Source organism: Pseudomonas sp. p1(2021b) (assembly GCF_020151015.1).
Lineage (GTDB): Bacteria > Pseudomonadota > Gammaproteobacteria > Pseudomonadales > Pseudomonadaceae > Aquipseudomonas > Aquipseudomonas putida_K.
The window spans coordinates 3,846,912-3,858,286 of sequence record NZ_CP083746.1; the positions used below are offsets into that span (position 1 = coordinate 3,846,912).

The window sequence follows — 11,375 nt, forward strand, 5'->3', positions numbered from 1 at the left end:
TATCGCCGCATAGACTGCGGCCCATGATCTATCCAAGAGAAGTCAAAGAGGCTGCCAAACGCCTCTACCTGCGCCGCTGCTCGGTAAAGGAAATCCAGGCGCATCTCAAGCTCCCCAACGTGCGGATCATTTATCACTGGATCCGCCAGGGCGAGTGGGACGAGATGCTGACCGATGAGGAACCGGTGACTGCTGTCAGCCGGCGGATCACGCTCATCCTGGAAAAGCAGGACACGTTGACCGAGGGCGAACTGAAGGAGCTGGAACGCCTGACATCAATTCGTGAGCGGCTGATCAAGCAATCGAGCCGCCCGGCTGCAACGCCAGCGACCGACGTAGGAGCGGATCCCGACCAGGACGAGCCGCGTGGCCAGCGCCGTGAGCGTCGAGATCGAGGCGACAAGGGCGAGCGCGGCGGCAAGCGCAAAGAGAAGAAGGCCAAGAACGATATCAGCGGCCTGACCGAGGTGGACTTCCTGGATAAGTTCATCTCCAAAATGTACGGCTACCAGAAAGAGCTGTTCGCCGCCAAACAGAACCCCCTCACCTGCAGAATTCGCAACATCCTGAAGAGCCGGCAGGTTGGCCTTACCTACTACTTCGCCGGCGAGGCCTTCATGGATGCTGTGCTCACCGGTGACAACCAGGTGTTCCTGTCGGCCAGCCGCGCCCAGTCGGAGATCTTCCGCAGCTACATCGTGTCGTTCGCCCAGGAGTGGTTCGGCATAGAGCTGACTGGCAACCCTATCGTCCTGAGCAACGGCGCCGAACTGCGCTTCCTGTCCACCAACAGCAGCACGGCCCAGGGCTACCATGGCCATGTGTACGTGGACGAATATTTCTGGATCCGCGACTTCGAGAAGCTGAGCAAGGTGGCCAGCGCCATGGGTACGCACAAGAAGTGGCGCAAGACCTACTTCTCGACGCCCAGCGCCGTATCGCACCAGGCCTACCCGTTCTGGACGGGCGAGGCCTTCCGCAACAGCAAGCGCGGCAAGCCGACGGCCAACGAATGGCCAGGCGAGGCCGCGTACACCCAGGGCGCGCTCTGCCCAGACGGTCAGTGGCGCAAGACCATTACCCTGGACGATGCGATCGCCGGCGGGTGCGATCTGTTCGACCTCGAGCAGCTGCAGCTGGAGTACGACGAAGATAGCTTCCAGCAGCTGTTCTACTGCAAGTTCATCGACAGCACGCAGAGCGCCTTTGGCCTGAAAGACCTGGAGAAGTGCTACTCCGACTTCACTCTGTGGGCGGACTTCAATCCAGACGCGGCCCGCCCCTTCGGCAATGCCCCTGTCTGGCTGGGCTACGACCCGAGCCGTACCCGGGACGATGCGACGTGCGTGGTCGTCGCGCCACCTGCAGAATCCGGCGGCAACTTCAGGATCCTGGAAAAGCACAGCTGGCGGGGACAGTCGTTCACCCACCAGGCCGCTCAGGTCAAGAAGATCACCGAACGCTACAACGTCCAACACATCGGCATCGATACCACCGGTGTCGGCATCGGCGTGTACGACCTGGTGCGCGACTTCTTCCCAAAAGCCAAGTCGATTCACTACAGCCTGGAGACAAAAACCACCCTGGTGCTCAAGGCCCAGGATGTCATCCAGGCGGGCCGCATCGAGTGGGACGCCGGCTGGACCGAGATTGCCCAGGCCTTCCTGACCATCAAGCGCGGTACCACCAATGGAGGGCAGATCACGTTCAGCGCCTCGAGGACGGACGCCACCGGCCACGCCGACATCGCCTGGGCGGTGATGCACGCATTGCACAACGAACCCCTGAACACCAACAAGCGGCGCCGCAGCCGCTACCTCATGAGCGGAGCCCATGTCCAACAAACGCAGAAAGCAGACCACCCAAGCGCCGGAACGACAGCGCGCGCGCATGTTCACATTCGGGGAGCCCGAGCAGGTGTTGTCCAAGAACATCGCCGAGCACCTGGGCGTGTTCCCCAGCGACGACGGCGAGATCTTCAAGCCGCCGGTGTCCCGCGTTGGGCTGGCCAAGCTACTGCGCGCCAACGCACACCACGGCGCCATTCCGAAGTTCAAGCGCAACCTGCTGCTGCGTGAGTTCATCCCCTCGATCGGCTGCAGTGCCAAGACCATGGGCCAGGCCGGCCTAGACTACATGGTGTTCGGGGAGGCGTACTTCTACCGACGACCCAATGCGTTCGGCCAGATCCTGGAGCTGGAACACATGCCCGCGATCAACATGCGCGTGAAGGTGGATGGCGGGTACCGGCAACTGCTGCCAGATAACAAGTTCATCGACTACGACCAGGACGAGATCGAGCACGTCCTGGACTACGACGTAGAACAGGACATTTACGGTGTACCAGACTACCTGGGCGGCCTGCAGGCATTGTTGCTCAACGAAGCCGCCACCCTGTTCCGCCGGCGCTACTACAGCAACGGCGCGCATGCGGGCTACATCTTCTACACCAACGACCCGGACCTCACCCAGGAAGACGAGGACGAGCTGCGCGCCCAGATCAGCGCGAGCAAGGGCGTGGGCAACTTCCGATCGATGTTCGTCAACATTCCCAACGGCGGCGAAAACGCCATCAAGATCATCCCTGTAGGCGATTTCCAGGCCAAGGACGAGCTGGAAAAGGTCAAGAACATCACCCGCAACGACATCATCGCGGCTTGGCGCATGAATCCCGCGTTGGCGGGGATCATCCCGGAGAACACCGGCGGTTTCGGTGACATCGAGAAGATCGATCGCGTGTACACCAGCAATGAAATCCGCCCTATCTGCCAACTATTCGACCAGGTCAACAACACTCTACGGGAGGACCGCCGAATCCGATGGGTAGAGCCGGCAAACCTCGGCAAAAATACTGATTAAAAACACAGTAATTTGATGATCGTCGCCTAAATTGACGGCATAATGATGGCCATGGAAATCCCTGGGGAGGGACATATGAGGATCCACTGTACTGCCTGCGACCATAAGGGCCGTATCAGCTCGCGGGAAGAGACCACCCGAGCTTATGTGAAACTGTACTGCCAATGCCTGAACGCCGAGTGCGGGCACACCTGGGTGTCGGAACTGACCTTCAAGCATACCCTGCGCGCACCGGCCCAGCGCCAGACCACTTTGCTAGTTGACCACATTCGCAGCCTGCCTGCCGATCGGCAACAGGAGCTGTTCCAGCAGCTCGGTATCGCGCAAGGGGCCTGACCCCCTCCTCTCCTCGATCGCCTCGCCTTCAAGTGCCCCACGCGGGCACTTTCCGTAACGCCCAATGTCCATTCAACACCGGATGCCTGCAGCGCAGGCATGACAGCCGCCTGCACGATCTTCACTGATGGCCACTGTCTCGGCGCGGCGATACCCGCGCAGCGGCCGATCCCTCGACAAACGCCAAGCCCAAAGATGTCCGCCGCCCCGCCAAGGCCGGCCCGCGAGCACGCCCGACCACGCAACATCGCGACCGGACGCGCCTGATTACCCGCTTTTACCGCCGTGCTGAATCGCCGGCACATTGTGCAGGCGAGGCAGCATGGGTGCAGGGCACTGCCCTGCCGGGGTGCGGGCGAGTAGCCCGCGAAGGTAAAGAATCGAGCGCAGCGAGCTGAGCCCCTGGGCGAAGGCATCATCATGTTCCCTTGCTGCGATAGGCCAAACACCTCGCAAGCCTCTTACTTTTCACGCTTCGCGGTTACTGGTTGGGGTTTAAAATTCCATTTATTTCAAAAGCCTGCCGGCGCCCCGATGGGGCTGCCGGCGGCACGGGTGAACCTGGGGGGAAAATGGGCGCGCACGACAACGCCGGCCAGCCTGTGGCCGTTGTACGCGGGGAAAATGCGGGGGGATGGGGATCGCCTGGCACGGCCAGGCCTCGCAGAGGGTGCGATAAAGGGGGTTACGTGGTCTTCTTGGCAGCAACCTTGCTGAGCAAGCGATCCATGGCGCTGGTGACAGCCGTGGGGCCCGTAGGAGGCCGCTGCTGAGGTTTATCGCTTGTTGGTGGCCCTACCCCACTGGGTAGCGTTCCGGAGGCGTCCTGAAGCGCGGCTTTACGCTCCTCGCTCTTCTGCCACTGATGGCGCTTCTGCTGCCGCTGGAATGCTTCTAGCGAAGCTTTTTCTAGCCTCGCGGCACGGAACATGCTAATCTGGCGAAGCTCTTTTTCTCGGCTTTTAATGGCCGATTTCTTAGCTTTGATCCACTCGTAGCGCAGTCCAAGTTCCGCCCAGAATTTCTCGGTGAAGCGCACCAGGACACGGGTGCGCACTAGATTCAGTCCCGCCTCATCCTTCTCGTCCAGCCGCACCTTCTCGATACGCCGGTACACGTAGTCGGCTTTCTCCATGCTATGCAGCAGCCGATTCAGCACAGACGGAGATATCCCGCTGTCCTCGGCGATGCTGCACTGGGTGTTGAGGAAGAACTGCCCTTGTTCGATATCGAGCCAGCCCAGCACGCCCGTCGCCAGATCGAGGCGCACTAGGATCTGTTCAGGGATCCGCGACAAGGCCGCGAACTTCTCGGAGCGCGTACGGCGCCCGCCATGGATCGTGTCGAGGGTACGCAGGTATCGACCGCGCAACTGGCCGATCCGGCTCAGCCGCCAGAACGCTTTGCGGATCAGCGGCTTTTTCAGTTGCTCGGCAGAGAGCTTGCGCGGGGCCGCGTATCGCAGCGGTCGAATAGGGGCTCGCAAGCCCGCGTGTGGCTTCTTCTTGTCCACACCACGGGTAGCAGTAGGCCGCTCGTTCCTGGAGCGGCCTGCGGCTTGCTTCGCGACTGTATCGGGCGATGAACTCACGGGGCCGAATTCACCTGGTCACTGACAGCCTTCAACCGCGGCTGATCGCGGAGCACTTCTTCAGCCCGGGTGCGCAGTTCACTGCAGCGCGCTTCAGCTGATCGCAGACGCTCCACAAAATCTGGCAACTTGGCTCGGTCATGGTCATCGATCCGACCGTCCGCCAAGATCTCGCTCCCAAGCGCTACCGTGCTGCCCAGGCGGGCCACCAACTGGCCGAACACGCCAACGGGATTAGCGTCACCCCGCAATGCGCGAGCGCCGGTCAGGCCGTGCCGGCTTGCCAGTTCGTTCAGGCAGTGCTCCTGGTAGTCGCCCTCGAGCGCCTGCACCCAGGCCTCCTCGATCCAGCTGGGCAGGTCGACCTCGCCGCTCAACCAGCGTCCGACGCGGCGCAACCAAGCGCCTGATGCTTTCAGGAAAGCGTCGGTGTCGTTGCCCTGGGCGAGAGCATGAAAGTCAGGCACGTCCTTGGCGATCGCCTTGGCCGGCACCAGGTCGTGCAGATGGCTGCTGAGTGCCTGGGCAAAATGATCCTGACTGAACCCCGTGCGAGCGATCATGTCGGCGGCATGCGCCACCAGCACCTGGTCGCGGGATACCAGCAGGTGTCGAGGATTGGACATGTTCATGTAGGACTCAGCGTCTTAGCCTGCCCTTCAATGTCCTGGATTGGTCGGGAGCTTTCTTGACAGGGGAACGGCCGGGTTTCCTGAGCAGTGCAAGAACCGTCGTCAGCGATTGAGACTGTGATGTTCCGACGGGTTTTGAGAGCCTTTGCAATGGATGCTGGCTTTACATGGAGAGCCCGCGCAACGCGAGCCTGCCCAATTTTCTGGACAAATTCACCAAGGGGAATCGTTTCCATATCCGCACACCTCTGACTGATGAGTTGCACGAAATGTTACCCGGCGGCATATTTTTTATCAATGTCGCTAGCTAACCAAAACTGTTAGCTAGCGGCTTATGATTTCCGAATGACCAAGAAGAAACCTATTGCCCCCCATCTGCTTGCCGAGTGCAAAGCAGCCCATGATCTTTTCCTTTCGAAAAAGAATGGACTCAAACTCACACAACGAAAAATCGCAGACGCAGCAGGGATCACCCCAGTATCTGTGAACCATTACCTAAAGGGCATCAACCCACTGAATGCCAAGTTTGCGGCTGTGTTGGCCAAAATGCTTGGGGAGCCCATAGAAAGTTTCAGCCCGCGCCTTGCAGCTGAAATCGCTGATATGGCCGCTGCCAGCCATGGCAACGTTTCTCCAATGCTGCAGCCACATCGCGAAGCTAGGGAGTACCCTTTACTCACTTGGGTGGTCGCAGGTGAGGCGATCGAGTCCTCGGTTTCCCACCCCACCGGAGTCGCCGAAGAATGGCTGTCGTCGACTGAGAATGCCGGCCCCAACGGCTATTGGCTGGAAGTGAAGGGGAAATCGATGACCTCCGACACCCCACCCAGCTTTCCGCCTGGCACTCCCATACTAATCCGTCCCGAAGGTTTCGATCTGGTCAGCGGAAAGTTCTATGTCGCGCTGCACATACCCACTGGCGAACACACCTTCAAGCAGTACGTCCTGGACGCCGGCGTTGCCTATCTGGTCCCCCTCAATCCCGAGTACCAGACGGTTGTTTTGGACGAGAACTGGCAGATCGTAGGCCGGGCGATTGATGCCAAGATCACCGGCATGTAACTAATGGACTTATGATGCTACTTCCAAGACCAAGCAACCCAGATTCAACTCACGTTATCGACTTCTGCAGAAGTGTGGCCCAGGACCAAACACCCCTTATCGTTCCGTACAAACCGCTGCATGGAAAGCCAATGGGAGAATGCTTCAGTATTGTTCCAGAGCAGGTCATCGCGCACGGTGGAGAACAGCTGGTAGGCTGGGCCATCTGGGAGACTCCTGGCATGCTCATTGAGGCCGAGTTTCACGCTATCTGGCAAGACCCACACGGAAACTTGGTCGATCTTTCCCCCCGCCCCGTTCACTACCAGAGCACCCTCTTCCTCCCGGATCCGAGCAGAGAATATCGCGGACGACAGGTCGATAACATCCGACGCGCACTGGTGGACGACACTGACGTAATCCGCTTTATCCACCTCGCAAGCAAACGATTCGCGATACTCAACAAGGGCGACTTGGCCGACCAACATGGTGCCATTAACCTGCCTCCCCGAGCCGAGCGGGAGTATCGGAATGTTGAAAAGGAGATGATGCAACTTCAACATCGACTCACTCGACGCTATGAGTAGGGACGGACCTATGCTTCTGGATTTGCATATGACTGTTTTCATGATTCCCCGCTAACTACTTACTCGTGAAAATTTAAACTTGCTAGTGCAGCAGGATGCGCGAAATGGTCTATTTCGCCGGGGCCAGCGACCCGCCAGTGGGTCACCCCGCTGATGTTCACGGCCATGCCCTCATGCCACCACCCCAGGTCGGTGAATTGACAGCGCAGCAAATCACCACCAAAGCTCGGGCTGTAGACCATGTAGCGTAACTGCCCATAGCGATCATCATGGGGTAACCAATCGCAGCACTCCACCCAGGACTGGGCAGCTTTGACGATTGACTGCAGATGGGGCAACTGCGACGGCGGTACCGTCAAATACTCTTTGCCCTGCATCCAATGGCGCAACTGCTCTTGCGGGGCCATTTGCTGGAAGGCCACGACCGCTTGCCATTCCTCATCCGCGTCGACCAGCACCGACTTCGAAGAACAAGCGGTCATCGTGCAGTCTCTCCGATCGAGCGCAAGAAGCCATGCCAAGCAACCAGACAACACTCTTGCTTGAAGTAGGCCTTCACTTTCTCTCGGTTCACTGGATCTACCGCCTCGCGCAGGCTCATCCTACGAACTGTGGTATAGTCACGTTCGGACATGATTGATTCCCTAAAAGTTGGTCAGTCCTGCCAGGACATCGGTGGCCGCCGCTGTCCTGGCGCCTCTCAATCAGGTTGATGCCTGAGCAACAGCATCCCACCTTCTTGTATGGGTTTGGCCTGGTCGGCCATTCGGTCGCGCCCTACATCAACGCGGATATCTAACGCCATCCCGGCGTACCACAATTGGCTGCCCTGAATCCGCACCGCATGCTTCCGCAACCAGCGATAGCGATCGGCGTCACGACGTAGTGCCTCCAGCTCATCCGCATTGATCATTCGTCCGCCCTGATCCAACCTCGCTGGAAATGAGGGCATAGACCTTGGTGCCCACGGTGATTTTCATGAACAAGACATTGCAATAGGGGCACTGCGACAGGGTGTCCCACTGCTCGCCTCGGGGGGCTGGACGCGTCTCTAAGGTCTGGCGACAGCCAGGGCATGCAAACTCAATGAATGTGATGCCCTGGGACTTGAGTCGGTTGTTGTACTCGGTATACCGCTCCAATAAGGTCGGCGTAGCGCTCATTGGGCAGCTCTCCCCTTACGCGGTATTTCCTGCGCCGCAGCTCCTGGCGGTGCGCTGTGCACCACGATATGGCCCTGCCCGATCATGAACTTCTTGATGACCGTGACGCAGACGTTCCAGGTTTCCTGGGCGACGGTTTCGCCCGCCTCCACCACGTTGCCCTGGTCGTCGATGATCGCCAGGCGCGCCGGGCGACCATCTGCGGTGGTGAAGCGATAGCCCGTGGTCACGTTGGCACTGATGCAGCTGTGCTCGAGGGCGCCGGTCTTGGGAATCCCGATCATGCTGGCACCCCTTCCCCAATGAAGATGGGAGTGCAGTTGTTGATGATTGCTGCGATGGTGTGAGCCTGCAGGTCACGACTACCTTGCAACGTGTGGATGGTCCCCCAGGCTTCGGACTGGATAGCGAACTCTAGGTCATCGATCGCTTTCCGGTAGAGGGCAAGGGCGGTTTCGAGCTGCGCCTGGGCTTTGCTGGGCAGGGCGATTTGGATAGTCATATCGCCCCCTCAAGCCGCAATGCGGTAATTGGCCACGAACTCTTGGACGCAGCCGCTAAGCAACGCGTAAGCCAGTTCGCGATCGTTCGGCAGCAGCACCGGCAAAGTGAGGCACACCCCGTCTAACTCGAAGCGGAACGCTACACGCTTCGGATCAAACGCACTCTGACGGAGCAACAACGCCAGGCTTTCGACACCTTCAACCGGCAGGTAGTAAGAGCCTCGACGTTCCCGCACAGCATCGCGCAGCATCGCCTCCAGATCGCTGGCAAGCTGGGTCTCGCCCTCTTCCAGAGTACCGATCGGCACCGCGACATCGTTCGCCAACGATTCGATGAAAACGGCCAGCCGTGTGCCGTTGTCCTCGCGTTGGGCCAGGGTGATGGTATTGACGGATTCACCCAGCTCAACCCGAGCAGTTACGCCATCGCAGCACTGCTCAATTACAACGCGAGCAGTAGCCCGGATCTCGGTCGTAACGGCGTCGTGCAGATCATGGTGGTAGGTGCCATTCACGCCGACTTGGCGGGCCAGCGCATGACGGCTGGCCAAGGAAAGGCGAAGCGGAAGGTTTTGCATGCGACTCATCTCCAAAGCGATCACAGCAGGGTGGCCTGCTGTGAACCGATGGCAATAAGTTAGCCCCAGGCTAATTGCAAGTCAAACACCAGCGACATATTTTCCTCGGATAAATTAACCGCAGACACTCTTTCATCGATGCTGGTTTGTCCAGGACAATTGGATTGCCCCGCCATCCAAACGTGTCAACCGCACGCTTTCCTCGACCTCCAGTTGGTCGAGCAGCTTATCCCAATCATCCACTCGCTCCCCCGGTAAGCGTCTGATTACCGTTCGTCGCCTATCTTGAGCTGCTGAGCTATTCACCTGCCGGTGGATTCGTCGCGTGAGTTGTTCGAAACGAGTCGCGGAAGGAGGAGGGAAGATGGTTGGGACGGTAAACATAAGCTGATCCATAAGCACTGTACACACATACAGTATAAATTCTCTCCAATCGAAGGCAATACGCCACCAGCTATGTCCAGTCCTCACTCGCCAGCCAAGCTCCCGTCCTCCGGTTGATCTGAATCAGACGGTGCTGCCCAGTGCGGGAGAACAGCTGCACATCGATGGTGCGGCTGGTTCGATCCGTTGCACCTATCCCCCGCATGTAGATGACGATCCGTTCGAAGGTATCCATAACCAACTGCCGAACCTGCTCGCGGGCGCTGTAGTCACCTGCCTCGACCTGGCTCGCCAACTCCCTCCAACGTCCAGCATGTACGGGTCGCTCTACGCTGGAGAATGCCGATACCTGGTGCTCCAGATCCTTCACCTTTCGCTCTGCAGCCTCTTGCAGCTGCTCGAGCTCACGGGCCTTACGGACAAACGCCAACGGCGCCGCACCACTGTCATCGGCAAGCAAGGCATCGGTCACCTTCGCAAGCTGACTCGAAAATTTGTCGACCTCTGCGCGAGCAGCAGCCAGTTGATGTTGCAACCCACGTCCATCGTCTCCGTCTTGGAGCAAGCGCTGCAGGTTGAACTGATCAGAGCAGAAGTTGAGCAGCGCCCGCTCGATCGGCACCACGCTGCAACTGCCGCCTGCTGAACAACCGCCGTTTTTGCTGTAGGAGGTACATTGCAGTCGACGATGGCCGTCCGCCAAACTGCCGTCTGCACGTCGTCGATTCATGATGTTCTGAGCCACCAAAGCTGTACCGCAGTAACCACAGTACGCCAGGCCCACTCCGGTCACGATCCCCGGGATTTCTCCATGACCTCGGCGACGAAGACGCTGGCCAGCTAGGTGCTGGAGCTCCCCCCACTCCGCCTCCGACAGTATCCGAGGGTAATAGTCCTCCAGCTCATGCTCCTCACCATCAAGCGTCAGCCGCTTCACCCCGCGTAGGGCTGGCAACTTAATCAGCCGATAGATCTGCAGTCCAGATATACCCCAATCGGTCAGTTCGTAGCCTTCCTGGTGCATCAATTTGGCAGCCCGGCCTGCCCCCATACCTTGGCGGTAAAGGGCCAGAGCTCGCTGGACTGCCGCTACTCTTTCCGGGATCAGCTCCCAGGAATCCCCAGTCCAGCGCACCCACTGCGGATCCTTGCCATTGCGTATCAACCCGCGATAGGTACCGGCCTTCCACCCCTCGCACTGGCGCCGAATCGCCGCCTTCACACGTTTACTCTTGGTGTCCGACTCCTCATGCGCACGGATCATGACGAGTAGCGAATAGACCAAGTCCATTGGTTGAGCCTTCAGCCCGGCGCGGTTGTATTCCCTACCATCGCTGGCTGTGACCACTGTGATACCGGCGTTGATGATCTGTGCCAGCTGAGCTTGGGCCTGGATCGGCTCAGCACGACTCAGACGGTCCAAGCCCTCCACGACAAGAACAGAACCGTGAGCGATGCGCCCGTTTTCGATCGCTTCCAAGAACACACCCAGCGCGCCCTGCTTGACGTGTCGTTCATGGTAGGCAGATAAACCCTCATCTCTCAGCGACAACGTGTCGTCCAAGATCAGGCCCTTGCCCGCAGCCCAGTTCTGGGCGTACTGCAGCTGACGGTCGGCACTGCTGCCGGTCGCTTGCCGTGGATCGGAAAACCGCAAATAGCTGTATACTCTCGCGCCGTTTTTTGCCATTACGAAAATTC

At 59.1% G+C, this 11,375-nt stretch carries 16 protein-coding genes; 4 read left to right on the plus strand and 12 right to left on the minus strand.

Annotated elements, in window-relative coordinates; translation table 11 throughout:
* The first annotated feature begins 23 nt into the window (after positions 1-23).
* The 3 genes from K8374_RS17820 (at position 24) to K8374_RS17830 (ending at position 3,195) form a co-directional block, all read left to right on the plus strand.
* Complete coding sequence (locus K8374_RS17820; RefSeq protein WP_224456602.1) at positions 24-2,078, plus strand: terminase large subunit domain-containing protein; 2,055 nt, start codon at positions 24-26, stop codon at positions 2,076-2,078.
* Entirely contained in the window at positions 1,990-2,859 is an 870-nt protein-coding gene (locus tag K8374_RS17825) for a phage portal protein (RefSeq protein ID WP_224459354.1), read from the plus strand. The genes K8374_RS17820 and K8374_RS17825 overlap by 89 nt, the downstream gene beginning before the upstream one ends.
* A gap of 75 nt (positions 2,860-2,934) precedes the next feature.
* Positions 2,935-3,195, plus strand: a complete 261-nt coding sequence (locus tag K8374_RS17830) for an ogr/Delta-like zinc finger family protein (RefSeq protein WP_224456603.1) — start codon at positions 2,935-2,937, stop codon at positions 3,193-3,195.
* Between the two features lie 685 nt (positions 3,196-3,880).
* Here the strand turns inward: K8374_RS17830 and K8374_RS17835 are convergent.
* The 3 genes from K8374_RS17835 to K8374_RS17845 all read right to left on the minus strand — a co-directional run bounded on the left by K8374_RS17835 (position 3,881) and on the right by K8374_RS17845 (position 5,654).
* Positions 3,881-4,708, minus strand: coding sequence for a hypothetical protein (locus K8374_RS17835; RefSeq protein ID WP_224456604.1), 828 nt, complete (start codon positions 4,706-4,708; stop codon positions 3,881-3,883).
* Between the two features lie 74 nt (positions 4,709-4,782).
* Positions 4,783-5,418 (minus strand): hypothetical protein, encoded by a 636-nt coding sequence (locus tag K8374_RS17840; protein WP_224456605.1) that lies wholly within the window; start codon positions 5,416-5,418, stop codon positions 4,783-4,785.
* Entirely contained in the window at positions 5,415-5,654 is a 240-nt protein-coding gene (locus K8374_RS17845) for a Cro/CI family transcriptional regulator (RefSeq protein ID WP_224456606.1), read from the minus strand. The genes K8374_RS17840 and K8374_RS17845 overlap by 4 nt, the downstream gene beginning before the upstream one ends.
* Positions 5,655-5,763: 109 nt before the next feature.
* On the opposite strand from K8374_RS17845, the gene K8374_RS17850 reads away from it, so the two are divergent.
* Entirely contained in the window at positions 5,764-6,480 is a 717-nt protein-coding gene (locus K8374_RS17850) for a LexA family protein (protein WP_224456607.1), read from the plus strand.
* 44 nt (positions 6,481-6,524) lie between these two features.
* Here K8374_RS17850 and K8374_RS17855 read toward each other — a convergent pair whose 3' ends face one another.
* The 9 genes from K8374_RS17855 to K8374_RS17895 all read right to left on the minus strand — a co-directional run bounded on the left by K8374_RS17855 (position 6,525) and on the right by K8374_RS17895 (position 11,364).
* Positions 6,525-7,022 carry a hypothetical protein gene (locus K8374_RS17855; RefSeq protein WP_224456608.1) on the minus strand — a complete coding sequence of 166 codons (498 nt, stop codon included), beginning with the start codon at positions 7,020-7,022 and terminating at the stop codon, positions 6,525-6,527.
* Between the two features lie 83 nt (positions 7,023-7,105).
* Positions 7,106-7,528, minus strand: a complete 423-nt coding sequence (locus K8374_RS17860; RefSeq protein WP_224456609.1) for a hypothetical protein — start codon at positions 7,526-7,528, stop codon at positions 7,106-7,108.
* Entirely contained in the window at positions 7,525-7,680 is a 156-nt protein-coding gene (locus K8374_RS17865) for a hypothetical protein (protein WP_224456610.1), read from the minus strand. Before K8374_RS17865 ends, K8374_RS17860 begins: the two co-directional genes overlap by 4 nt.
* Positions 7,681-7,746: 66 nt before the next feature.
* A complete protein-coding gene (locus K8374_RS17870) occupies positions 7,747-7,959 on the minus strand; it encodes a hypothetical protein (RefSeq protein ID WP_224456611.1) in 213 nt (70 codons plus the stop codon).
* A gap of 246 nt (positions 7,960-8,205) precedes the next feature.
* A complete protein-coding gene (locus tag K8374_RS17875) occupies positions 8,206-8,493 on the minus strand; it encodes a hypothetical protein (RefSeq protein WP_224456612.1) in 288 nt (95 codons plus the stop codon).
* The gene (locus tag K8374_RS17880) at positions 8,490-8,711 is read right to left on the minus strand and encodes a hypothetical protein (protein ID WP_224456613.1); all 222 of its coding nucleotides are present in this window, start codon (positions 8,709-8,711) and stop codon (positions 8,490-8,492) included. Before K8374_RS17880 ends, K8374_RS17875 begins: the two co-directional genes overlap by 4 nt.
* 9 nt (positions 8,712-8,720) lie before the next feature.
* Complete coding sequence (locus K8374_RS17885) at positions 8,721-9,290, minus strand: hypothetical protein (protein ID WP_224456614.1); 570 nt, start codon at positions 9,288-9,290, stop codon at positions 8,721-8,723.
* A 132-nt stretch (positions 9,291-9,422) separates the two neighbouring features.
* A complete protein-coding gene (locus K8374_RS26530) occupies positions 9,423-9,686 on the minus strand; it encodes a DUF1654 domain-containing protein (RefSeq protein WP_411969548.1) in 264 nt (87 codons plus the stop codon).
* Positions 9,687-9,744: 58 nt separating this feature from the next.
* Positions 9,745-11,364: a recombinase family protein gene (locus tag K8374_RS17895; RefSeq protein ID WP_224456616.1), complete on the minus strand. Its 1,620-nt coding sequence runs from the start codon at positions 11,362-11,364 to the stop codon at positions 9,745-9,747.
* Between the last annotated feature and the right edge of the window lie 11 nt (positions 11,365-11,375).

What these genes read in the sequence shown, in the direction of transcription:
- K8374_RS17820 (WP_224456602.1), top strand. Translation starts at nt 24, where the DNA reads ATGATCTATCCAAGAGAAGTCAAAGAGGCTGCCAAACGCCTCTACCTG.
- K8374_RS17830 (WP_224456603.1), top strand. Translation starts at nt 2,935, where the DNA reads ATGAGGATCCACTGTACTGCCTGCGACCATAAGGGCCGTATCAGCTCG.
- K8374_RS17840 (WP_224456605.1), bottom strand. Translation starts at nt 5,418, where the DNA reads ATGAACATGTCCAATCCTCGACACCTGCTGGTATCCCGCGACCAGGTG.
- K8374_RS17845 (WP_224456606.1), bottom strand. Translation starts at nt 5,654, where the DNA reads ATGGAAACGATTCCCCTTGGTGAATTTGTCCAGAAAATTGGGCAGGCT.
- K8374_RS17850 (WP_224456607.1), top strand. Translation starts at nt 5,764, where the DNA reads ATGACCAAGAAGAAACCTATTGCCCCCCATCTGCTTGCCGAGTGCAAA.
- K8374_RS17855 (WP_224456608.1), bottom strand. Translation starts at nt 7,022, where the DNA reads ATGTTGAAGTTGCATCATCTCCTTTTCAACATTCCGATACTCCCGCTC.
- K8374_RS17860 (WP_224456609.1), bottom strand. Translation starts at nt 7,528, where the DNA reads ATGACCGCTTGTTCTTCGAAGTCGGTGCTGGTCGACGCGGATGAGGAA.
- K8374_RS17865 (WP_224456610.1), bottom strand. Translation starts at nt 7,680, where the DNA reads ATGTCCGAACGTGACTATACCACAGTTCGTAGGATGAGCCTGCGCGAG.
- K8374_RS17870 (WP_224456611.1), bottom strand. Translation starts at nt 7,959, where the DNA reads ATGATCAATGCGGATGAGCTGGAGGCACTACGTCGTGACGCCGATCGC.
- K8374_RS17875 (WP_224456612.1), bottom strand. Translation starts at nt 8,493, where the DNA reads ATGATCGGGATTCCCAAGACCGGCGCCCTCGAGCACAGCTGCATCAGT.
- K8374_RS17880 (WP_224456613.1), bottom strand. Translation starts at nt 8,711, where the DNA reads ATGACTATCCAAATCGCCCTGCCCAGCAAAGCCCAGGCGCAGCTCGAA.
- K8374_RS17885 (WP_224456614.1), bottom strand. Translation starts at nt 9,290, where the DNA reads ATGCAAAACCTTCCGCTTCGCCTTTCCTTGGCCAGCCGTCATGCGCTG.
- K8374_RS26530 (WP_411969548.1), bottom strand. Translation starts at nt 9,686, where the DNA reads ATGGATCAGCTTATGTTTACCGTCCCAACCATCTTCCCTCCTCCTTCC.
- K8374_RS17895 (WP_224456616.1), bottom strand. Translation starts at nt 11,364, where the DNA reads ATGGCAAAAAACGGCGCGAGAGTATACAGCTATTTGCGGTTTTCCGAT.